This is a genomic window from Bacillus sp. FSL R9-9410, assembly GCF_038050385.1.
Taxonomy (GTDB): Bacteria; Bacillota; Bacilli; order Bacillales; family Bacillaceae_G; genus Bacillus_A; species Bacillus_A cereus_U.
Genome location: NZ_JBBOTV010000001.1, coordinates 17,370 through 41,397 on the forward strand (window position 1 = coordinate 17,370; position 24,028 = coordinate 41,397).

Below are 24,028 nucleotides of genomic sequence, written 5' to 3' on the forward strand. Positions count from 1 at the left end.
CATCATTTAGTGTCAACGTTTATTTTCTAGGAAGAGAAGGTGAATTTCTCAGAAATGCTAAACGTTGACAGGCCTTTCCTTTGAGGTGTATCTTAAAATCAAGCGTAATTATGACTATTTTTCGCCCATAGGGGGGAGACAATTGTGATTCAAACGAAACAAAAAGGCTTACAAGAAGTTCTTGTTACAGCTATTAAGCGTGCGACTGATGAAAAAACATTAGTTAGTTTTGTAAAACAAATAGATTGGGTGGATCCACTTCTGTTTTATGCAGCAGGAAAAAGGGTCACATTCGAAAATAGATGTTATTTTGCAGACCCAGCTCAGCATGTAATATTTGCTGGAATTGGCTCTGTTTTCACTATAGCAAATTCTTCTCACAAACGCTTTCAAACTGCTCGTGACGAGTGGGATAAAGTAAAAGAGAAAGCATTTGTACAAAGAGAAGGATACGAATTTGGAACAGGTCCTCTTTTATTTGGTGGATTTTCATTTGACCAAGAAAAAGAAAAAACGAATCTTTGGAAAGAATTTGATGATACCACATTTTCACTACCAGCATTTTTATTAACTGTAAAAAATGAAAAAGCGTGGTTAACCATTAATCAGTTCGTTTCAGCTGAAGATTGTGCAGAAACTCTGCATAACGAAATTATTTCTGTAGAAGAGAAAATTTTACAAGAGAGTAAATGTGCACTAGAAGGATCAAAATTAACAGTTACTTCTAAAGTAGAAGTTGATCCGAAGGGCTGGATGAATGCGATTGGAAAAGTTCAGGATGAAATGAAGCAAGGGAACGTGCAGAAGGTTGTATTAGCAAGGGAGCTAAAATTAACGATGGATCAGCATATTGATTCCGTTCTTGTTTTAGAAGCGCTTCGCATTGGGCAACCGGATTGTTACGTATTTTCTTTTGATTATAAAGGAGCATGCTTCTTAGGGGCGACACCTGAGCGATTGATTCGAAAAGAAGGCAAGAAGTTTACATCGATGTGCCTTGCTGGTTCAATTGGTCATGGCAATTCTATAGAAGAAAGTAAACAAAATGGTGAGACGCTTCTTCATGATGAAAAGAATTTGGCTGAACACGGTTACGTAGTTAACATGATTCGAGGTGTGCTAAGTGAGCATTGCGAATCTGTTAATATTCCGGAGAGCCCGGGCTTATTAACGACGAAAAATTTAATCCATTTATATACGCCAGTAGAAGCAAAAGGTGATGCAAGTCTTTTAGCGATGGTAGAAGAATTACATCCAACGCCAGCTCTTGGTGGTACACCTCGTCATGAGGCGTTGAAATTAATCCGTGATGTAGAGCTTTTAGATAGAGGATTATATGGTGCCCCAATTGGCTTTATAGATGATGAAGGAAATGGTGAATTTGCGGTTGCACTTCGCTGCGGATTATTAAACGGCGAGAAAGCATCCTTATTTGCCGGCTGTGGTATCGTAATTGATTCAGTAGCGCAGTTTGAATATGAAGAAACAAGTTTGAAGTTTAGACCGATGCTTGGTGCTTTGGAGGAATTAATGAAATGAACAATCATATAGAAGCATTATCATATTATTTAGGCGCGTTCGTGGACGAACTGACGCGTCTAAATGTATGTGATGTTGTCATTAGTCCAGGCTCACGGTCAACGCCGATTGCCTTACTAATGGAACAACATGAAGGAATGAAAACATATTTACATGTAGACGAAAGATCAGCAGGATTCTTTGCGCTCGGTATTGCGAAAGCAAAAAAACGTCCTGTTGCACTATTATGTACGTCAGGGACGGCAGCAGCGAACTATTATCCAGCTGTATGTGAAGCTTTTCATTCACGAGTGCCGCTTATCGTATTAACGGCGGATAGACCGCATGAATTACGAGATGTGGGTGCACCACAGGCGATGAATCAATTTAATTTATACGGTACTTTTGTGAAGCAATTTATGGAGATGGCACTTCCAGAGGCGAGCGAAACGATGTATCATTACGCTCGTATGACGACTCAGCGTGCGATAGCAAACGCACTTCTAGCACCGCAAGGACCTATCCATCTCAATTTTCCGCTTCGCGAGCCGTTAATCCCAGATTTTTCATTAGAAAGCTTATGGGATAAAGGGCGTGGTGAATATACAGGAGTAGTTCAGCGAGGAAATGTGACGATGCCGAGTGAATATGTAAATTCTCTTGTGGGGCGCCTTTCACATATGGAAAAGGGGCTTATTATTTGTGGAGACGGCAGTCATCCAGAAATCATAGAAGTTGTTATGAAAGTAGCTGAGAAAACAGGGTATCCAATTTTAGCAGATCCACTTTCTAACCTCCGTAGTGGTAATCATGATAAAACGATGGTTATAGATTGTTACGATACATTTTTACGAAATGAATTGTTAAAAGAAACGTGGAAGCCGAATGTTGTAATTCGTTTCGGCGGAATGCCTGTTTCTAAAGCATTAACGCAGTTCATCAAAAAACAAACGAAAGCAGTTCATATCGTTATAGATGAATCAGGACAATGGAGAGATCCAGCTCTTGTTGCGACAGAAGTGGTACAAGCAAGTGACATTGAATTTTGCAGAGCATTACTAGAGAAAATGCCAGTTATGAAAAAGAATGATTGGTTCGGAATGTGGAAACATATAAACGAGAAAACGAGAGAAACACTTCGTGAGATGGAAACATATGAAACGGCATTTGAAGGAAAAGTAATTACGGATATTGTACGTGTATTACCAGAAGGGGCAACGTTATTTGTGAGTAATAGTATGCCAATTCGCGATACCGATTCATTTTTCTTCACATCGGATAAAAACATTCAAGTAATGGCGAACCGCGGTGTAAATGGTATTGATGGAATTATTTCAACCGCTTTAGGAGCTAGTATTATTTGTGATCCGCTCGTATTAGTAATCGGTGATTTATCATTTTATCACGATTTAAACGGATTATTAGCTGCAAAATTACATGAATTAAATATAACGATTGTTGTTGTAAATAATGATGGTGGAGGTATTTTCTCATTCTTACCACAATACGAGAAAAAGGAACATTTCGAATCATTATTTGGAACACCAATTGGGCTTGATTACGAGCATGTTGTCAAAATGTATGGTGGTTCATTTAGCCGTGTGAATGGATGGGAAAACTTCCGAGAAGAAGTACAAACTGGAACGAAAACGAATGGATTACACGTTGTGGAAATTTGTACGAATCGCGAAGAAAACTTGAAATTACATCGTGAACTATGGGCAAAAACAATGGACGTTATTACTATATCTTTGCAAGGTGAATCAAAATGAGAGTAACATTGCAAGGTGTATCGCATGAATATGAAGTAGTCGGAAGCGGGGAACCACTTCTACTTCTTCATGGTTTTACGGGAAGCATGGAAACGTGGCGTTCCTTTATTCCTTCTTGGAGCGAGCAGTTTCAAGTCATTCTAGTAGACATTGTTGGACACGGGAAAACGGAAAGTCCTGAAGATGTGACGCATTATGATATTCAAAATGTGGCGCTGCACATGAAGGAACTACTGGATCATCTTCATATTGAAAATGCACATGTACTTGGCTATTCAATGGGTGGTAGACTTGCGATTACGATGGCATGCTTATATCCAGAATATGTGCGTTCGCTTCTTTTAGAAAACTGTACAGCTGGACTTGAGAGTGAGGAAGAGCGAAAAGAACGCAGGGAAAAAGATGAACGACTTGCCGATAAGATTGAGCAAGAAGGTATCCGAAGTTTTGTATCGATATGGGAAAATATTCAGCTATTTGAAACGCAAAAATGTTTAGCGCAAAACGTAAAAGAAGCGGTGCGAAAAGAACGACTTGCTAATAATCCAAAAGGACTTGCAAATAGTCTTCGCGGCATGGGAACAGGGGCTCAACCTTCATGGTGGAACGAATTGCAAAACCTAAAAATGCCTGTCTTTTTACTGAATGGAGAAAGCGATGAAAAGTTCTTTCGCCTATTAAAAAACATAGAAAAATGCATCCCTCGCGCGAAATTTGTCAAAATTGATGGTGCTGGCCATGCAATTCATGTGGAACAACCGGAAAAGTTTGATACAATAGTAAAGGGATTTCTAAAAACTATGCAGTGATACTTTTTTCAGCAAGAAGGAAGTTGCACTTATAGCGGAGATCAGAAATATAAAAGGAGGTAATAGTAATGACTATTGAATGGGTAAAAGAAGGCAATTACGAAGATATTATTTATTCAACATACAATGGCATCGCAAAGATTTCGATTAACCGCCCTGAAGTACATAATGCATTCCGTCCTAAAACGGTAATGGAGTTAATTAATGCTTTTGCGCACGCTCGTGATGATGCAAATGTTGGCGTTATCATTTTAACAGGTGAAGGTGGACGTGCATTCTGTTCTGGCGGCGATCAAAAAGTTCGCGGTCATGGTGGCTATGTAGGTGACGACCAAATCCCACGTTTAAATGTATTAGACTTACAACGTCTAATTCGCGCAATCCCTAAACCAGTTATCGCAATGGTAGCAGGTTATGCAATCGGTGGTGGACACGTACTTCATATCGTATGTGACTTAACAATCGCTGCAGACAACGCTGTATTCGGACAAACAGGTCCTAAAGTAGGAAGCTTTGACGGTGGATACGGAGCTGGTTACTTAGCTCGTATGGTAGGCCATAAGAAAGCTCGCGAAATTTGGTACCTATGCCGTCAATATAGTGCACAAGAAGCGGTTGATATGGGCTTAGTAAACACAGTAGTACCATTAGAAGAACTTGAAGCAGAGACAGTACAATGGGCACAAGAAATTTTAGCAAACAGCCCAATGGCACTTCGTTTCCTAAAAGCTGCATTCAACGCAGACACAGACGGTTTAGCTGGTATTCAACAACTAGCTGGAGACGCAACGTTACTGTACTACACAACTGACGAAGCAAAAGAAGGCCGCGACGCATTCAAAGAAAAACGCAGCCCGGACTTCGGTCAATTCCCTCGTTTCCCGTGATCAAAAGCGGAAGCGGCTCGCTTAGAATGTGAGACGCTCCCAAAAGATCAAACCGGAAACAAAACAACTAAGAGACTTGATTTCATATCAAGTCTCTTTCTTTCATGAAAGGAGAATGGATGATGGAGACGATGCCGAATTGGTTAATGCAACGTGCATTTTTAACACCTGATCGCACTGCAATTGAAATAGAGGATGAAAAGGTTACTTTTATGCAGCTGCATGAAAAAGTAGTATCTGTTTGTGAACACCTTTCGCATGTAGGAGTGAAGCGGGCGCAAAAGGTGGCTGTTCTGATGAAAAATGGTATGGAGATGATTACAGTTATTCACGCCTTATCTTATATAGGTACAGTAGCTGTGCTTTTAAATACGCGTCTTTCAAGAGAAGAGCTACTTTGGCAAATGGATGATGCTGAAGTTGTTTGTTTAGTGACGGATCAACATTTTGAGGCTAAAGATGTTCCCGTATATTCATTCGCTGAAGTGATGAATGGAGCGAAGGCGGAAGCCTCTATACAAGAAGAATTCTCTTTAGAAGAAGCGATGACAATTATTTATACGTCAGGGACGACAGGGAAACCGAAGGGCGTTATTTTAACGTACGGTAATCATTGGGCAAGTGCAGTCGGTTCCGCGCTTAATTTAGGGCTTCGCGATGATGATTGTTGGTTAGCTTGTATGCCAATGTTCCACGTTGGCGGGCTATCTCTTTTAATGAAAAATATTATGTACGGTATGCGCATTTTAATCGTTCCGAAATATGATGCTAATTTCATTCATAAAGCACTTCAAACGAGGGGCGTTACGATTATTTCTGTCGTTTCTAAAATGTTAACAGATTTATTAGAACGACTTGGAGAAGGAACATATCCATCTTCTTTACGATGCATGTTACTTGGGGGAGGACCAGCGCCGAAACCGTTATTAGAAACGTGTGTGGAAAAAGGAATTCCCGTGTATCAAACGTACGGTATGACAGAAACGTCGTCGCAACTTTGTACGTTATCAGCAGATTATATGTTAACGAAAGTAGGATCAGCCGGAAAACCACTATTTCAGTGTCAGCTTCGTATTGAAAAAGACGGCGTAGTAGTACCGCCCCATGCTGAAGGTGAAATTGTAGTAAAAGGACCGAACGTAACAGGTGGCTACTTTAACCGTGAAGATGCGACGCGTGGGGCGATCAGAAATGGCTGGCTTCATACTGGTGATCTCGGTTATTTAGATGAAGAAGGATTTTTATACGTATTAGATCGCCGCAGTGATTTAATTATTTCTGGCGGGGAAAATATATATCCAGCTCAAATTGAAGAAGTATTGCTCTCTCATCCGGCGGTAGTGGAAGCGGGTGTTGTTGGTATGGCTGACGAAAGTTGGGGCCAAGTACCAGCTGCTTTTGTTGTAAAAAGTGGAGAGGTAACAGAAGAAGAAATTCTTCGTTTTTGCGAAGAGAAATTAGCGAAATATAAAGTGCCGAAGAAAGCATGTTTCTTAGAGGAATTACCACGAAATGCTTCGAAGAAATTGTTAAGACGAGAGTTAAGACAATTAGTGGAGGAGATGTAGGTGGAAATAAAAAAAGCGACACTTTATATAACGGAAATGCCACTTGTCATTCCGTTTGCCGCAAGTTACGGAACTTACGAAAAGCGTGAGAGTATCGTCATTGAATTAGAAGACACGGATGGATATGTTGGTCTTGGTGAAGTCGTTGCATTTTCCGAGCCTTGGTATACGGAAGAAACGGTGAAGACAGCACTGCATGTACTTCAGGATTTTTTATTACCAGATTTATTGAAAGCTGAAATCCCTCATCCGAATGAAGTACCGTCTTTGTTCAAACATATAAAAAGAAACCGAATGGCAAAGGCCGGAATAGAAGGAGCCGTTTGGGATTTATATGCGAAGCGTCAAAAGCAGTCGTTAGCGACATTAATAGGTGGAACTAGGACTGAAATTGAAGTCGGCGTTGTGATCGGGATCAATACGGTTCCGGTTATGTTAAAACAAATCGAGAAGTACGCGGCAGAAGGATACGAGCGCTTTAAAGTGAAAATAAAGCCAGAACATGATTACGAATTACTGAAAGAAATTCGCAAAGAGTTTCCGCACATCCCATTAATGGCTGATGCAAATTCAGCTTACGCATTAGCGGATACGGAGAAGTTGAAACGACTAGATGAATTTCAATTGATGATGATTGAACAACCGTTAGCGGATTATGATTTTCTTGATCATGCACAGTTGCAAAAGAAAATTGAAACACCGATTTGTCTAGATGAAAGCATCCATAGTTTAGAAGACGCACATGTTGCGATTACGCTTGGTAGTTGCCAAATCGTTAATATTAAACCAGGGCGAGTGGGCGGATTAACAGAATCCATTCAAATCCATAATTATTGTATGGAGCATAATATCCCGGTTTGGTGCGGCGGTATGGTGGAAATGGGGATTTCACGAGCGCAAAACGTTGCGCTTGCTTCATTGCCGAACTTTACGATTCCTGGAGATATATCTGCTTCTAGTAGACATTGGGAGAGGGATATTATTTCACCTGAAGTGATGCTTCAGGGCGGGAAAGTGATTGTACCGCAAAGTATTGAACGTGAGTATGAAGTTGACCGCGGAAGATTGGAAGAAATAACGAAGCAGCGGATTGTGTTTGAAAGATGAAATAACAAAGGTTACTCTTATGAGTAGCCTTTTCTTATTGTACAAATTGGATAGACTAGTTTACAATCGAGCGTATGAAAACGGAATGAAGTAGGGGGACTAAAATGAAGCGTATTTCAATTTTAATAGCTGATGATGAGGCGGAAATTGCTGATTTAATTGCGATACATTTAGAAAAAGAAGGTTACCACGTCGTTAAAGCAGTTGATGGAGAAGAGGCAGTTCATGTTATTGAAACTCAGCTAATCGATTTAGTGGTTTTAGATATTATGATGCCGAAAATGGATGGGTATGAAGTGACGCGCCAAATTCGCGCCAAGCATCATATGCCAATCATTTTCTTAAGTGCGAAAACATCTGACTTCGATAAGGTGACAGGTCTTGTACTAGGTGCAGATGATTATATGACGAAGCCTTTCACACCGATTGAATTAGTTGCACGTGTAAATGCACAACTGCGTAGATTTCTTACGTTAAATCAGCCGAAAGTAGAAGAGAGTAAATCTGCTTTGGAAATTGGCGGAGTTGCTATTGACCCTGAGCGCCGAACTGTAAATGTGTACGGAGAGCCAATTGAATTAACACCTAAAGAGTTTGACATTTTATATTTATTAGCGAGTCATCCGAAGAAAGTGTACAGTGTGGAAAATATTTTTCAGCAAGTATGGGCAGAAGGGTATTACGAAAGTGGAAATACAGTTATGGTACATATCCGTACTTTGCGGAAAAAACTTGGAGAAGATAAAAGAAAGAATAAGTTAATAAAAACAGTGTGGGGAGTAGGGTATACTTTCAATGGCTAAAAAGATGAGAAGCTTTCGCTCTAAGATGGTTATGCTATTTGCGTTAAGTATGATATTAGCTGGTGGGGTAACGTATTTGATGTATGAGGGATTACGGCTCTATTATAAATTAGCAGTTCGTTATGAGGATCCTTTAGCTCAATTTCGTTCAATGGTAAGACAAATTGGGGATATTAATTTCTTTTTAATTATATTTATCCCTCTATCTATTATGTTTTTCTTCTTCCTTACAAGGCCGTATTTAAAATATTTTGATGAGATTTCTAAGGGGATTCATCATTTGGCGAACGGAGATTTTACAAATCAAGTTCGCGTTTCATCAAATGATGAGTTTGGATATATTGCTCGTGAAATAAATGTAGCGAGTGAGAAATTAAAAGAAGCAGTTGAACGAGGAGACTTTGCGGAAAGTAGTAAGGATCAGCTCATTGTTAACTTAGCTCACGATTTAAGAACGCCATTAACATCTGTTTTAGGTTATTTAGATTTAATTCTTAAAGATGAGAATTTGACGAAGGAGCAAATTAAACATTTTTCCACAATTGCTTTTACGAAATCGGAAAAGCTTGAAAGCTTAATTGATGAATTATTTGAAATAACGAGAATGAATTATGGCATGTTGCAAATTGAAAAAAGACCAATTGATATAAGTGAATTACTCATACAGTTAGAGGAAGAATTGTATCCGTCATTAGAAAAAAAGGATTTAGAAGCGAGATTGAATATGGATTCGCATTTACCTATTAATGGTGACGGGAAATTATTAGCACGAGTATTTGAAAATCTTTTAACGAATGCAATTCGCTATGGGTATGATGGAAAGTTTGTTGATGTGAACGGATATATTGAGAGTGAAGAGGTAGTCGTACAAATTATTAATTACGGAGATAGCATTCCAGAAGAAGATTTACCGTATCTTTTTGATATGTTTTATACAGGTGATAAAGCTAGAACGGAGCAACAAGGTAGTACAGGCCTTGGGTTATTTATTGCGAAAAATATTGTCGAGCAGCATAACGGTACCATTTCTGCTGACAGTAATGTAATTAGAACGATATTTGAAGTGAGATTGCCAAAAGAAGAGAGTTCAATAATTTAATAAAAATTTAAACTTTACCCCACTTTTTATTTTAATAGTTTTTTCTATTCTAGACGTAAGTTACGTTAAGGAGGAACTAGAAATGAAAAAGTGGGTATTTATTTTTCTTTTTATATTATGTACAGTCTGTGTAGGCTTTTATATATCACCGTTATTTCAAAAGGAGATCGATGTTAAAATCGCAGAAAAAGATAATAAGGTAAAAGCTGCAAATACTGAAAAGATAGAGGTTACAAAAGAAGAAATTTATAAAGGTGATCTATTATTAGTTAATAAAGATTACCCAGTAAAAAAAGATAGTATTAGGTCCGATATTATAAATGTAAATCACAATAGTGAATTAGTAAGAGGCTATGTGATATTTGATAGAAATCTTCGTTTATCAAAGGACATTGTGAAAAAGTTTTTGAACGTTGTCGATGCAGCTGGAAAAGATGGAGTACAGCATTTCCTAATGAGTAGCGGTTATCGAGATTTTAAAGAACAAAGTAAATTATATAAAGAAATGGGATCTGATTATGCACTCCCAGCAGGATATAGTGAACATAATTTAGGATTATCACTGGACGTTGGGTCTACTCAAAAAAAAATGGAGAAAGCTCCTGAAGGAAAATGGATTGAAGAGAACGTATGGAAACACGGATTTGTTTTACGTTATCCAAAAAATAAAAGTAATATTACAGGCATTCAATATGAGCCGTGGCATATACGTTATGTTGGCTTACCACATAGTGCGATTATGCAAAAAGAGAAAATTACATTAGAGGAATATTTAGACTTCCTAAAAGAGAAAAAAGAAATTTCAACTGATGTAGAAGGGAAGAAATATACGGTTTCTTATTATAAAGTTTCTGGGAACATGAAAGTGAATGTTCCGGTAAATAAGCAGTATGAAATTTCGGGCAACAATATGGACGGGGTTATTGTGACGGTTCAGGAATAGAGAAAAAGGCTGATCCGTTTTGGGTCAGTCTTTTGGCATATAAGAAATGGATTGCCGTTTTTTGTCGGTAAATCGATATTCCTTGTCGAATCGTTGATATAATTTCCTGTACTATCAACATTTTGTGGATTGTTTTTTTATTCACCATTAAACATTATAACGTTATATTTACTTCTCCCTTTTTTTATGTTACGCTAAATATGTGAAAGAGATATAAAATGAAACTTTAATGTAAGCGTATTCTTATGGCTTCTTATAGAAAAGGGTGGAAATACAATGACAGAACGATTCGTGCTACGTAATGTGAAGCGTGTGAACGGGGAAGAGATTGACATTGTAGTTGAAAATAATAAAATCGCACAGGTGACGAAAGCTGGTGCTGGCGAGGGTGGAAAGGTTCTTGATTACTCAGGTACTTACGTATCGAGTGGATGGATTGATTTGCACGTTCATGCTTTTCCAGAGTTTGATCCGTATGGCGATGAGGTAGATGAAATTGGCGTTAAGCAAGGGGTAACGACAATTGTTGATGCGGGAAGCTGCGGGGCTGATCGCATTGCGGATTTAGTATTAAGTAGAGAAAAGGCAAAAACGAATTTATTTGCCTTTTTAAATATTTCTCGCATCGGTTTGAAACGAATTGATGAATTATCCAATATGGAATGGATAGATAAAGAGAAAGTAATAGATGCAGTAGAAAAGTATAAAGATGTAATCGTTGGATTAAAAGCGAGAATGAGTAAAAGTGTCGTTTGTGATAGTGGAATTGAACCGCTTCATGTGGCGCGCTCGTTATCTCGCGAAACATCATTGCCGATTATGGTACATATCGGTTCAGCGCCTCCGCGTATCGAGGAAGTTGTACCTCTTTTAGAAAAAGATGATGTGATTACACATTACTTAAACGGGAAAGAAAATAATTTATTTGATGAAGAAGGAACACCACTACCTGTGTTATTAGATGCATTGAACCGCGGAGTACATTTAGATGTTGGGCATGGCAATGCTAGTTTTTCTTTTAAAGTAGCAGAAGCAGCGAAGCGTCACGGCATTGCCTTTAATACAATTAGTACAGATATTTACCGGAAGAATCGTGTATATGGTCCAGTTTATAGTATGGCTAACGTTCTTTCGAAATTCCTTTACTTAGGTTATCCGCTAGAAGAGGTAATTGATGCGGTTACGAAAAATGCGGCAGAGTGGCTGAAAAAACCAGAGCTTGGTCGTATTCAAGAAGGAGATATTGCAAACTTAACTTTATTTACGGTGAAAGATGAACCGATTACGTTAATTGATTCAGAAGGGGATCAGCGCATTGCTGAAAGAAGAATTGATACGAAAGGGGTTGTAATCAATGGGTTATTCATTGAATGCTAAGTACGGATTAAAAAGAGTTATTAATGCGAGCGGTAGAATGAGTATTTTAGGTGTATCCGCTCCGACAAATACAGTCATGGATGCGATGAAACATGGTGGACAAAATTATGTGGAAATTGCCGATTTAGTAGATAAAGCGGGAGACCATATTGCGAGGATTTTAGATTCAGAGGCAGCGGTCGTTGTGAACTCAGCATCGAGCGGAATTGCGCTTTCTATCGCTGCTCTTGTGACAGAGGGAAAACGCCGTAAAAGTGAACGACTTCATCAAGAGGTTATTGCGAAAAATGAAGTGATTATGCTGAAAGGTCATAACGTTCAATACGGTGCTCCTGTTGAAACGATGATTTATTTAGGCGGAGGTAAGCTCGTTGAAGTCGGTTACGCGAATGAAGGGAAAGCGGAACATATTGAAGATGCGATTGGTGAAAATACAGCAGCTATTCTGTATGTGAAATCGCATCATGCAGTGCAAAAAAATATGATTTCTGTTGAAGAAGCGTGGGAAGTTGCACAGCGAAATAATGTACCACTTATCGTTGATGCGGCAGCTGAAGAAGACATTCAAAAATATGTGAAGTATTCTGATCTAGCAATTTATAGCGGTTCAAAGGCGATTGAAGGACCTACTTCTGGTATTGTCGGCGGTAAACGAAAATATATCGAATGGCTAAAAGTGCAATTACATTGCATCGGAAGAAGTATGAAAGTTGGGAAAGAGACGACTTTCGGTTTACTTCAAGCACTGGATGAATACGGAGTGAAAGAAGATAAGAGTGAACAAGAAAAAGAATTGTTGCAAGTACTTATGCCGCTAAAAGAGTTAAACGGTGTAAATGTAACAATCGTTCAAGATGAAGCAGGAAGAGCGATCTTTAGAGCACGTATTCAAATTAACGAGAAAGAGTTAAATAAAACAGCAAAAGATGTTGTGACCGCATTACGCGAAGGGGAAATCGCAATTTACACACGTGACTACGGAGTAAGACAAGGATTCTTTGATATTGATCCACGTCCACTTCAAGGTGATGATATACATGTGATTGAAGAAAAAATGAGAGAAATTGTAGGGGGAAACTAAAATGACAAACATTCAAAAACGTTTTTATAAAGGCCGCGTAGCATTAAATGTATTAGCGAACAATATCCGAAATGCGAAAGACATTTTTGAAGCAGCAGAAGGTTATGTAGTAGTCGGCGTTTTATCAAAAGATTACTCAACAGTAGAAGAAGCAGTTACAGCAATGAAAGCATACGGAAAAGAAATTGATGATGCTGTATCAATCGGACTTGGAGCAGGAGATAATCGCCAAGCAGCGGTTGTAGCTGAAATTGCGAAGCATTATCCTGGTAGTCATATTAACCAAGTGTTTCCTTCAGTTGGAGCGACACGTGCAAATCTTGGCGGAAAAGATAGCTGGATTAATAGTTTAGTATCACCAACAGGAAAAGTAGGTTACGTAAATATTTCTACTGGTCCAATTAGTGCAGCTGGGGAAGAAAAAGCAATCGTTCCAATTAAAACAGCAATCGCACTTGTACGTGATATGGGCGGAAATTCATTGAAATACTTCCCGATGAAAGGGTTAGCTCATGAAGAAGAATATCGCGCTGTTGCAAAAGCATGTGCGGAAGAAGGATTTGCATTAGAGCCAACAGGCGGAATTGATAAAGAGAACTTTGAAACAATTTTACGTATTGCTTTAGAAGCAAACGTAGAGCAAGTTATCCCGCATGTGTACTCTTCTATTATTGATAAAGAAACTGGTAATACGAAAACAGAAGATGTTCGTGAGCTATTAGCGGTAGTGAAGAAGCTAGTTGATCAATATGCGTAAGAAAATTGCAGCATTCGGTGAAGTAATGATGCGCCTGCAAGTGCCGGGATATGAATTGCTATCGCAAGCTAACACACTAAATTATTCTTTTTCAGGTACAGGTGTAAACGTCGCAGCAGCGCTTTCTCACTTAGGTCATGAAGGGTTTCTTATTTCAACTTTACCGGAGAATTCAGTTGGAGATGCTGCGGTATCACATATTCAAAAGTTAGGCATTCAGGCACCGTTTATTTCAAGAGGCGGTAAATATGTGGGCATGTACTTTTTAGAAAATGGATTTGGAGCACGTGCAAGCCGCGTTACGTATTCAAATAGACTAGAAAGTAGTTTCAATACAGCATCTGAAGAGATGTACCAATTTGAAGAAATCGCCAAGGAGATTGATATCGTTCATTTTTGCGGAATTACACTTGCGATGAATGATACTGTTCGTCATCATATGAAATCTTTAGCGAAAGCAGTTAAGGAAAACGGAGGTACTGTTGTTTTTGATTGCAACTATCGTCCATCCCTTTGGGGAGAAGATGGGTATGAACAGGCGAAACCTCATTATGAAGAAATGCTAGGCCTTGCGGATATTGTAATGATGAATGAAAAAGATGCGATGTTTGTTCTCGGAATGAAAACAGAAGAGACTGATCGAGAAGCACAGCTTGTCGATCTTATTCCAAAAGTGGCTGAAATATATAATATCGCTACAATTGCGGGAACGCATCGCTCTATTAATAGCGATAATACACACTCACTTCGCGGATTCATATGTAAAGATGGGACGTTCACTTTTGCAAAAACACTTACGTTTTCTGTATATGATAGAATAGGTGCTGGAGATGCTTATACGAGCGGAATTATTCATGGCGAGATAGAAGAATTTGCACCAGAGAAAGCTGTTTCATTTGCATCAGCAGCTGGAATGCTTGCACATACAATCGTCGGTGATACGCCAATGTCATCAGAGAAAGATATACTTCGGGCAATGACGGCATCAGTAGGTGATGTAGAAAGGTAGTGGGTGTAACGGTGAACGTAACGAGAAAAAGAGGTCCATTATATTTACAAATTAAAAATATTATTCGTGATCGAATATTACATGGTGTTTATGCCATTCATACAAATATTCCTTCTGAACCACAATTAGAAGAAGAGTTCAAAGTGAGTAAAATTACAGTGCGAAACGCAATTAAAGAACTCGTTCAAGAAGGATATTTAGAAAAGAAAAGTGGTAAAGGAACGAAAGTCATTCGAAATACTTCTGCGACAAAGCTTTCAAAGGGAAAGAAATTCACAGAAGTGTTAGTGGAAGAAGGCTATAAAGTACAAAAGAAATTGCTAAAGGCAGAAGTCGTTCATAATGAAGAAGGAACAGTGCCGTTTCGATTATTCGGTAAAGAGAGTTTTCGTATTGAGCGTCTATATGCTTTAAATGATACTCCGTACATTCATTATACGCACTATTTCTCAGCACAAATGGCAAGTACAGACTTATCGGACTTTGACTTACAATCGCTTTATGATTTAGTCGAGGACCGAGGTATACATTTAGAAAACTTCAGAGATGAATTCGCTGTTGGATTTGCACCCAATTTCGTTGCAGAAGCGTTAGGAGAAAAAGAAGGAACAGCGTTATTAAAACGTATGCGTTATTCTTACGATGAAGTAGGCGAAGTAATTGAATATAGTGAAGGCTACTACAATACGGAAATGCAGCATTATGTAGTTAATTATGACGTATAAAAAAGAGGGGATATTCCCTCTTTTTTTATAAAGTAAGGGGAATGAGAGATGAATATATACTTATTAATCGTCACGTTAATTGCGATCGCAATTGTTATTTTAGGGGTATCGTGGTGGAAGTGGCATGCATTTATTAGTTTAACAGTTGCTAGTTTGTTTTTAGCTATTATGTCTGGACTGAATTTAACGAAAATAGTGACTGCCTATGAAACTGGTGTTGGTAGTGTACTAGGGCATTTAGTTGGTATTTTAGCTCTCGGTACGATTTTGGGTAAAATGATGTCTGATTCAGGGGCTGGCATGCAAGTAGCAGATTTCTTCATTCGATTCTTCGGGGTGAAAAAATTACCTTGGGCAATGTTATTTGCGGGATTTGTTATAGGGATTCCAGTGTTTTTTGAAGTAGGGATCGTCATCTTATTACCACTTGTTATTTCAATTCGAAAAACGACGAAGCAAAACATATTATTAATTGCATTACCTGTCATTGCGGGATTATCTATCGTACATGGGCTAGTGCCCCCGCATCCAGGTGCGATGACAGCAATCGGTATTTATAACGCGAACTTAGGAAAAGTGCTTTTATATTCATTAATTATCGCGTTACCAACAGCTATTATAGCAGGGCCAATATTTGCAAAGTGGGTACATAAGAGAGTTATACCTGAAAATGAACCGGAGCTTGTTCGAGTTACGACTGTATCAACCGATTTACCAAGTCGTAAGGTTTCGTTTTTTATTATATTACTGCCAGTAGTTCTGATGATTTTATCAGTAGTTGCACCATATATTTCATTACCGAAAAAAATAACTGAATTTTTCGTCTTCATAGGAAGTCCGGTAATCGCTTTACTTATTTCATGTTTCGCAGCGTTTTATTTGCTTGGCATAAAACAAGGGATTAATAAAAAGATGATTAAAAAATTAACAGATGAAAGTTTACTACCTGTCGGATCTATTATTTTAATAATCGGTGCAGGCGGTGGATTTAAACAAATATTAATTGAAAGCGGTGTTGGAACAGCCATCGCTCAAATGGCAGAACATATTTCATTATCACCAATCGTCTTAGCGTTCATGGTAGCGGGATTAATCCGAATTGCAACAGGTTCAGCTACTGTAGCATTAACGACAGCAGCTGGAATTGTTTCACCGGTTATTCAGCACATGTCTGGTGTGAATTTAGAATTACTCGTTATAGCGACGGGTGCAGGTTCATTAATGTTTTCTCACGTAAATGATGCAGGATTCTGGCTTGTAAAAGAGTATTTAGGATTAACGGTAAAAGAAACATTTAAAACGTGGACGGTGCTAGAGACGTTGTTATCATTTATTGCATTCGGGTTTGCGCTTTTACTTAATATGTTTGTTTAAAAGAAGGGGGTGCCTATTTAAAGGTATCCTCTTTTGTGTTGGGGCTCTTTTCATGAAACAAGCCCGTTTTTAGGAGTGCCAAGCTTCCGATTTGCCCTGAAAACATAATATAAATGGAATCCCCTCATTTAGAGCAAGTTGAACTTGTTATGAATGATACTAAAGGAGGAATAGAATAATGGGCGAAAAGTGTGAACACAGACATGATGATTGCGACCGCAGATGTGATGATTTCGATCGCAGACGTGGCTGCGGAGGCGGTTTTGCGCTTCTAATCGTATTGTTTATTTTATTAATCATTATCGGTGCTAGCTGCTTCGGCGGAGGCGGCGGAGGCGGTTATGGTGGCTATGGCGGTGGCTATGGCGGCGGCTATGGTGGATATTGCTGCTAATTATTTAAAAACTATTGAAAATAGCCTTGTGCATATTGCACAAGGCTATTTTATTCACGTTTTAATATGCTGTGATAATTTACTGATGTAAAGAGAACGGATTAGGAAGAAGAAAATAATCTCGAAAATCCCGAATAAAGTGAGTACGATGAATGATTCTTTTAGTAAAGAGAAAGAAAACATGCTTTGTAAAAACTGAATCGCAAATACTGTATGAATGCCAGCAACGATATAAGGAACAAAAAATAAAATCCCTAATTGAATCGTTGCAGAGCGAAACATTTCTGATTCAGTTAATCCAAGCTTGATAATTGTAATATACTTTTGTTTCTCGCTCGTTAAGTCATTATACATACGGAAATATAAAACGCTAGCTGCACCAATAAAGAAAATAAAGCCGAGAAACGCCCAAATAAAGAATTGAGCAACCGCATTTCCTTTACCGTAAATGAGTTCATCCGTAGCCGTATATATGAAGAAAGGAACTTGCGCTTTCTCTTCTTTATGTTTTTCGTAGAACTCACGTGCATCATCACCAATAACACGTAACATATTTTTTGTTGGAACCATTGCATTTTCCCAGTTTTCTACGAAGTAGTTATAGATTACGGTTGTTTCAATATGAGGAATCATATTATCAAATACATAATCTTGTGCAACAACTAAATGTGGGAATGCAAAGGATGGTTCGATCCCCTTATTAATAAATCCTTTAATATGAAATTCTTTTTTATTAGATCCGATTGTAAGTGTATTTTGTTTTGCAAATGGATTTGAGACAAGATTTAAGAGCTCTGGTGAGTGGCGGGAAATAATATAAATTTGTGTAGAATCAAGTGTTATTTCCGGTCTCTGCAGTTGTTTAGCAATTGCGTTGTAATCACTCATTTTCATAAGCATAATGTCTTCTTTTGAAGCTGTATCTTTTAATACTGTAAACTTATATTTTTTGTACTCGAAATTGCTATTTGTAAGCTCAGTTTCAATTGTAGTAATGTGCTTTTGTTCAAGTGAATTATTGCCTTCTGATGTATATGTGAAGGGAATGGGATATCGTTCTAGTATCGACGTTTTTGTATTATTATTAGCAGCAAATAGTCCGATAATAATCGTAAATGCAAGTGCAGATAGCATAGAAACGATAAAGAGTACATTAATATTACTACGGGTACGAGAAACTAAATCTGAAATCCATAACATATTTATTTGTTTCAAATAAAACTTTCTTCGTTTCTTTAAAATATAGATAAAAAGAAGAAATGTTTGTGAAAAGAAAAAATATGTCCCAACTACTACGAGGGGTAAAATAGATAACATAATAAAGAAGACAGATCCATTTTGTACATTTTTTTCTGTTACATAGCCTTGCGGGTAACCGGCAATATAATAGCATAGCCCTAAACAAATTAAAGCGAATAAAGAGATGAGTATAGACGGCCTTTTTTCGGCTGTCATTTTCTTATTACCTTTAATGAGATGGGCTGTTTTACGAGTACGGATGAACATCGGTGTAAATGTAGAAACGATTAAAAATAAAATGATAAATGTTATGGTTGTAACGATGATTGCTTGTGTTGGCCAATATAAATAGAGCCCTTTCGCACCTGTTAATTTCGAAGTGACTAATAAGAAAAAGTTAGAGAACACAAGGCCGCCTTGAATACCGATAAAGATAGATAAAATCCCGATTATCATGTTTTCGGTAAATAAAAGTCTTTTTAGTTGTCTCTGTGAGATACCAAGAATAGTGAGTATCCCGAATTGTTGCTTTCGTACATTTAAAAATGTTCCGATTGAATATAAGAGAAAGAAGAACGAGAACATAACGATAACAAACTGTGCTGTACTCGCTAAATTCATTAGAGGATCCCGTTCTTGAAAGCTTTGTACATTTTGTAAGCGCGGATGATACGCATATACAGTAAATGAAAAGAAAACCATAATGGAAAACGCACTGCTTACAAAATAAGCGAAATATGCTTTAGAATTACGCGTGACATTTTTAAATGCAAACTGCCAAAACGTCATCCACGTCTTCCTCCTAATAATGCTAAAACATCTAATATTTCTTGATAAAACTTCTCGCGATATAATCCGCGGTGTAATTCATTGTAAAGGCCACCATCTTTAATGAAAATAACTCGGTTACAATAGCTTGCTGCAAACGGATCGTGAGTAACCATTAAAATCGTTGCATCCTCTTCTTTATTTAATTTCGTAAATAATTCCATTACATCAATTGCCGCTTTCGAATCTAAGTTTCCTGTCGGTTCATCCGCAAGTAGAAGTGATGGGTGATGAATAACAGCACGTGCTACTGCGGTACGCTGTGCTTGTCCTCCAGAAACTTCAAAAATACGTTTGTCCAAAATATGATCAATTCCAAGTTTCTTTGAAATGTTATCGAGTTTCTCGTCCATTTCTTTCAAAGGGACATTATCTAATGTTAAAGGTAGTACGATATTTTCACCGATTGTTAGTGTATCTAATAGGTTAAAGTTTTGGAAAACAAATCCTAACTCTTGGCGACGGAAAATAGCAAGCTTCTCTCTGCGGAACGTGTGCGGTTGTTTTCCATTAATAATAACTTCACCAGAAGTAGGTGAATCAATTGTAGAGATAACGTTTAAAAATGTAGATTTCCCGCTTCCAGATGGCCCCATAATCGCAACGAATTCACCTTTATCTACGTGTAAATTTATATTTTTTAAAGCAGTATGAGGAACTTTTCCTTCATACACTTTTGAGACGTTTTTTATGTGTAATACTTCTTCCATAATAATCACCTTTCTATTCGTTAAAACTTAATATGTTGTGATAATTTTTGCATATAAAAGGAACGAATTAAAAGGAAAAAGAGAATTTCAACCGTTCCAAAGATTACAAGTACAACTGTAATCTCAGCGAATAATGAGAGATTTAATATTTCTTGCAACATCTTTGTCGCAAACATCGTATGGATGGATGCCATAATGTAAGGAACAAAGAAAAGAATCGCAAGTTGAATTGTAGCAGATTGCTTCATTTCGGTTTCTGTTAAACCGATTTTTGTAATCGTTATATACTTTTCTTGCTCATTTGTTAAATCTGTATACATACGGAAGTAAAGAACACTGCCAGCACCGATAAAGAAAATGACACCTAGGAAAGTTCCAATTAAGAAGAACGAAGCGACATTTAGTTTTGTTTTGTATAGAGAATCGCTCGCTTCACTTGCATGGAACGGTGGGTGCTCTGCTTGGCTAGCTTCATTATCTTTATTAATTTTTGTTGTAAATGCTGAACCGATGTCATGTGCTTTTTCCCAATCGTTCACTTTGAAACTATATACACTCATCTGTTTTGAAACGTTTGATAATGCTTTTACATTTTCATCAGATAATACGAGTAACTGTGATATTAAGCTATTGGGGAACGGGTTATAACTTTTATATTCTTTTACTTGTAACTGTAAAGAATTTTGATTCAGCGTAAGAGTATTTTTTGCTTTTTGATCATGAATGGTGCCAATAACTTGACTGTCTAAATCTTTAATAAGGATATAAGATTCATTATTTTTTACGTTGAGATGTTCCCAGTTTAATGCATTAGCCAGTATGTTGTAGTCTCTTTGTTTAATTGCATAATAGAGCTGCGGGCTTTCTTCCGCCGAAGATACTTCATATATATCCGTTTTAAATTTCTTATAAGTAAACTGCTCTTCGTTAAATGTTTGTTCTAGCCAATTTAAATGTTCATCAGCTAACGTATTTTCAGTATGTGATAAATAAGTAAACGGGAAAGGGTTTTGTCTTATTTCATCAAACTTTGTGAATTTCCCAAACCCATATAAGAATGTAATCATTGTGAAAGCGAGTGTCGATAACATCGTCACAATAAAGAGCATGTTAATATTCGTCCGAATACGGGCTGCTAAATCAGAAATCCAAAGCATATTAATACGTTTCATATAAAATTTTCTTCTCGTCTTTAATATGCGAATGAGTAAGAAGCTAATTTGTGAGAAGAAAAAATATGTCCCAGCTGCAGCAAGTGATGGAATGACAAATATACTGGTGGCAGCGTATAAAAGTCCAGCGATATCTCCTAGTGATATAAAATATAGCGGGTTTGCTGCTAACACATATCCAGATAGTAAACATGTCGCGCCAAAGAGAGAAATGAGTACAGATGCTTTTCTTTCTTTTTGTTTTTCACCTTCTTGCAAAAGTCGTACAGCTTTTCTCGTACGAATCAGCATCGGTGTAAAGGAAGATACGAGAATAAAGAGTCCGAGAAAGATTACCGTTGTTAAAATAATAGCACTTGTAGGCCAGTACAAATATAGACCAGGTACATGTGTGATTTTGGCAGTAACCAATAGAAAGAACTGTGAAAAGACAAGGCCAAATTGAATGCCAAAAAATATGGATAGGACACCAATTAACATGTTTTCTAGAAATACGAGCCTCGTTAACTGCTTTGGAGATATGCCAAGTACTGTTAAAATCCCGAACTGTTTTTTTCGTACTTTTAAGAAAGTACCGATCGAATATAGCAAGAAGAAAAATGAAAAGAATACAATGACAACTTCTGAAACTGTCATTAATATGCTCAGAGCATAATTCACGTCTGTCATATGAAGCTTCGGATGAAACAAATAAACTGCAAATGAGAAAAAGATTGCGATGGAAAACGCACTGCTTACAAAATAGGCGAAATAAGCTCTGGCGTTCCGCGTCACGTTTTTAAATGCAAACTGCCAAAATGTCATTCACTTAAGCCTCCTAGTAGGGTGAAGATGAAAAGAGTATGAGAGATACTCTTTTCATCAAGTTTGTCTTAAATAATTTGTCCATTCGTATACTGTGATAATTTTTGCATATAAAGTGAACGAATGAATAAGAAAAATAAGATTTCAACGAATCCAAAAATAATAAGAACGGCTGAAACTTCTTTGAACAAAGATAAACCAATTACATCTTGTAGCATTTTCGTTGCAAACATTGTATGAATGGATGCCATAATGTAAGGAACGAAAAATAAAATACTAAGCTGAATGGTTGCAGAGCTTCTCATTTCTGCATCTGTTACGCCAACTTTTGAAATCGTTACGTACTTCTCTTGTTCGTTCGTTAAATCAGTATACATTCTGAAGTAAAGAACGCTACCTGCTCCAATAAAGAAAATGACACCTAAGAATGTCCCGATTAGGAAGTATACAGCACTTCCTGATGTGATTCTATATAATGAGTCTGCTGATTCATAGGAGCGTATAAGGGGTCCTTCGTATTGGAATTCCTGTCGATCTTTTTGTATTTTTTTCATAAAATCATTAGCAATTTCATACGTCTTTTCCCAGTTTTGTACGTTATAATTGTACGCTGATACATGCTTTGTTGTACTTGGTAAGTTGTTTACAACAACATCAGGTAAAATTAAAGTTTGATATAAAAAGTCAGATGGAATGGCCCCTGTTTGTTCATAGCCCTTGACTTGTAATATCGTATTTGTGCTAGAAAGTGTAATGGATTTTCTATTGTAGCTTGGTTCAAACTGGCTGAATAAGGTGAAATAAGCACTACCGCTTAAGATATATGCTTCGTTATTGCTCATGAATAGTTGTTTCATTTGCAGGGCAGCTGCAAGTTTATTATAGTCACTTTGTTTCATTGCATAGATGTCATTGTAAGTAGTTATACCTTCATCTTCTTTCAGTGATGTTTCATATAAGTCGGCCTTTATCTTTTTATAAGAGAAATTTTCCTTTTGTAACTGCTGTTCAAGCCAAGTTAAATGCTCGTTCACAAAAGGATTTGCGTCATATGAAAAATAGGAAAATGGAAAAGGTGAACTTCTCGTAACATCTAGCTTTATAAACTTTCCAAATCCATATAGAAATGTAATCATTGTGAAGGCGACTGTAGATAGCATCGCTACAATAAAAAGCATATTAATATTCGTTCGAATACGGCTTGCTAAATCTGAAATCCAAAGCATATTAATCCGTTTCATATAAAACTTTCTTCTTTTCTTTAAAATATAAATAAGTAAGAAACTAATTTGAGAAAAGAAAAAATATGTCCCAATTGTAACAAGTGCTGGAATCACGAAAATACTTGAAACCATATATATAACGCCTACTTGCGGGTTTATTGAGAAGAAATATTTAGGATTTACAGCTAAAATATAACCACCTAATAAACAGGTAGCACCAAATAGAGAAATGAATATGGATGGTTTTCTTTCTTTTTGTTTTACATTGTTTGTTTTTAAAAGGTGCACTGCTTTTTTTGTTCGAATAAGCATTGGTGTGAATGCAGATACAGCGATAAAGAGACCAAGAAACACAATCGTTGTTAAAATGAAAGCGTTCGTAGGTATATATAAATATATCCCTGGTACGTGTGTAATTTTCGCTGTCACTAATAAGAAAAATTGTGAAAATACAAATCCAAACTGCATACCGAAAAAGATAGATAAAATACCAATTAACATATTTTCAGTGAAAACGAGTCGATGTAATTGCTTTTTTGATATACCTAAAACAGTTAAAATCCCAAATTGCTTTTTACGAACTTTTAAAAACGATCCGATTGAATAGAGTAGAAAAAAGAACGAGAACAAAACAATGACAACTTCTGAAAAAATCATTAATCCTGAAATTTCAGAGATCATAGTGAAATTTTGTAATTTCGGATGAAACAAATAAACAGCGAAAGAAAAGAAAACAGCAATCGAAAATGAACTGCTTACGAAATAAGCGAAGTAAGCTCTTGAATTACGTGTTACATTTTTAAATGCGAATTGCCGAAAATTCATATGC

General features: G+C 37.3%; 20 protein-coding genes. 16 read left to right on the forward strand and 4 right to left on the reverse strand.

All coding sequences use genetic code 11. The annotated features are described in order from the left end of the window. Window positions 1-144: 144 nt before the first annotated feature. The 16 genes from MKX77_RS00175 (at window position 145) to MKX77_RS00250 (ending at window position 17,223) form a co-directional block, all read left to right on the forward strand. Window positions 145-1,539 carry an isochorismate synthase gene (locus tag MKX77_RS00175; RefSeq protein ID WP_341305493.1) on the forward strand — a complete coding sequence of 465 codons (1,395 nt, stop codon included), beginning with the start codon at window positions 145-147 and terminating at the stop codon, window positions 1,537-1,539. Further along, window positions 1,536-3,290 (forward strand): 2-succinyl-5-enolpyruvyl-6-hydroxy-3-cyclohexene-1-carboxylic-acid synthase, encoded by a 1,755-nt coding sequence (menD, locus tag MKX77_RS00180; RefSeq protein WP_341305494.1) that lies wholly within the window; start codon window positions 1,536-1,538, stop codon window positions 3,288-3,290. The genes MKX77_RS00175 and menD overlap by 4 nt, the downstream gene beginning before the upstream one ends. Then, window positions 3,287-4,099 (forward strand): 2-succinyl-6-hydroxy-2,4-cyclohexadiene-1-carboxylate synthase, encoded by an 813-nt coding sequence (menH, locus tag MKX77_RS00185; RefSeq protein ID WP_341305495.1) that lies wholly within the window; start codon window positions 3,287-3,289, stop codon window positions 4,097-4,099. Before menD ends, menH begins: the two co-directional genes overlap by 4 nt. Window positions 4,100-4,167: 68 nt before the next feature. Beyond that, the gene (gene menB / locus MKX77_RS00190) at window positions 4,168-4,986 is read left to right on the forward strand and encodes a 1,4-dihydroxy-2-naphthoyl-CoA synthase (RefSeq protein WP_215554572.1); all 819 of its coding nucleotides are present in this window, start codon (window positions 4,168-4,170) and stop codon (window positions 4,984-4,986) included. 122 nt (window positions 4,987-5,108) lie between these two features. Beyond that, window positions 5,109-6,554 (forward strand): o-succinylbenzoate--CoA ligase, encoded by a 1,446-nt coding sequence (locus tag MKX77_RS00195; RefSeq protein WP_341305496.1) that lies wholly within the window; start codon window positions 5,109-5,111, stop codon window positions 6,552-6,554. Then, a complete protein-coding gene (gene menC / locus MKX77_RS00200; protein WP_341305497.1) occupies window positions 6,555-7,661 on the forward strand; it encodes an o-succinylbenzoate synthase in 1,107 nt (368 codons plus the stop codon). Window positions 7,662-7,765: 104 nt separating this feature from the next. Then, window positions 7,766-8,464: a response regulator transcription factor gene (locus MKX77_RS00205; RefSeq protein WP_341305498.1), complete on the forward strand. Its 699-nt coding sequence runs from the start codon at window positions 7,766-7,768 to the stop codon at window positions 8,462-8,464. Continuing rightward, entirely contained in the window at window positions 8,457-9,563 is a 1,107-nt protein-coding gene (locus tag MKX77_RS00210) for a HAMP domain-containing sensor histidine kinase (RefSeq protein WP_341305499.1), read from the forward strand. The genes MKX77_RS00205 and MKX77_RS00210 overlap by 8 nt, the downstream gene beginning before the upstream one ends. Before the next feature lie 82 nt (window positions 9,564-9,645). Next, the gene (locus MKX77_RS00215; protein WP_341305500.1) at window positions 9,646-10,506 is read left to right on the forward strand and encodes a M15 family metallopeptidase; all 861 of its coding nucleotides are present in this window, start codon (window positions 9,646-9,648) and stop codon (window positions 10,504-10,506) included. 276 nt (window positions 10,507-10,782) lie between these two features. Next, the gene (locus MKX77_RS00220; protein WP_341305501.1) at window positions 10,783-11,883 is read left to right on the forward strand and encodes an amidohydrolase/deacetylase family metallohydrolase; all 1,101 of its coding nucleotides are present in this window, start codon (window positions 10,783-10,785) and stop codon (window positions 11,881-11,883) included. Further along, window positions 11,861-12,964 (forward strand): DgaE family pyridoxal phosphate-dependent ammonia lyase, encoded by a 1,104-nt coding sequence (locus MKX77_RS00225; protein WP_341305502.1) that lies wholly within the window; start codon window positions 11,861-11,863, stop codon window positions 12,962-12,964. The genes MKX77_RS00220 and MKX77_RS00225 overlap by 23 nt, the downstream gene beginning before the upstream one ends. Window position 12,965: 1 nt before the next feature. Beyond that, the gene (gene dagF, locus MKX77_RS00230; protein ID WP_341305503.1) at window positions 12,966-13,721 is read left to right on the forward strand and encodes a 2-dehydro-3-deoxy-phosphogluconate aldolase; all 756 of its coding nucleotides are present in this window, start codon (window positions 12,966-12,968) and stop codon (window positions 13,719-13,721) included. Further along, window positions 13,714-14,730, forward strand: coding sequence for a sugar kinase (locus MKX77_RS00235; RefSeq protein ID WP_341305504.1), 1,017 nt, complete (start codon window positions 13,714-13,716; stop codon window positions 14,728-14,730). Before dagF ends, MKX77_RS00235 begins: the two co-directional genes overlap by 8 nt. Further along, window positions 14,730-15,455, forward strand: a complete 726-nt coding sequence (locus tag MKX77_RS00240) for a GntR family transcriptional regulator (protein ID WP_199674570.1) — start codon at window positions 14,730-14,732, stop codon at window positions 15,453-15,455. Before MKX77_RS00235 ends, MKX77_RS00240 begins: the two co-directional genes overlap by 1 nt. Before the next feature lie 48 nt (window positions 15,456-15,503). Continuing rightward, on the forward strand, window positions 15,504-16,829 hold the full coding sequence (gene gntP / locus MKX77_RS00245; protein WP_215554564.1) for a gluconate permease GntP: 1,326 nt from the start codon (window positions 15,504-15,506) through the stop codon (window positions 16,827-16,829). 178 nt (window positions 16,830-17,007) lie between these two features. Beyond that, on the forward strand, window positions 17,008-17,223 hold the full coding sequence (locus MKX77_RS00250; protein WP_215554563.1) for a YjcZ family sporulation protein: 216 nt from the start codon (window positions 17,008-17,010) through the stop codon (window positions 17,221-17,223). Window positions 17,224-17,277: 54 nt separating this feature from the next. Here MKX77_RS00250 and MKX77_RS00255 read toward each other — a convergent pair whose 3' ends face one another. The 4 genes from MKX77_RS00255 to MKX77_RS00270 form a co-directional block, all read right to left on the reverse strand. After that, window positions 17,278-19,251: an ABC transporter permease gene (locus tag MKX77_RS00255; RefSeq protein ID WP_341305505.1), complete on the reverse strand. Its 1,974-nt coding sequence runs from the start codon at window positions 19,249-19,251 to the stop codon at window positions 17,278-17,280. Continuing rightward, window positions 19,248-20,000: an ABC transporter ATP-binding protein gene (locus MKX77_RS00260; protein WP_341305506.1), complete on the reverse strand. Its 753-nt coding sequence runs from the start codon at window positions 19,998-20,000 to the stop codon at window positions 19,248-19,250. The genes MKX77_RS00255 and MKX77_RS00260 overlap by 4 nt, the downstream gene beginning before the upstream one ends. Window positions 20,001-20,020: 20 nt before the next feature. Then, a complete protein-coding gene (locus tag MKX77_RS00265) occupies window positions 20,021-21,976 on the reverse strand; it encodes an ABC transporter permease (RefSeq protein ID WP_341305507.1) in 1,956 nt (651 codons plus the stop codon). A 68-nt stretch (window positions 21,977-22,044) separates the two neighbouring features. Continuing rightward, window positions 22,045-24,024 carry an ABC transporter permease gene (locus MKX77_RS00270; RefSeq protein WP_341305508.1) on the reverse strand — a complete coding sequence of 660 codons (1,980 nt, stop codon included), beginning with the start codon at window positions 24,022-24,024 and terminating at the stop codon, window positions 22,045-22,047. Between the last annotated feature and the right edge of the window lie 4 nt (window positions 24,025-24,028).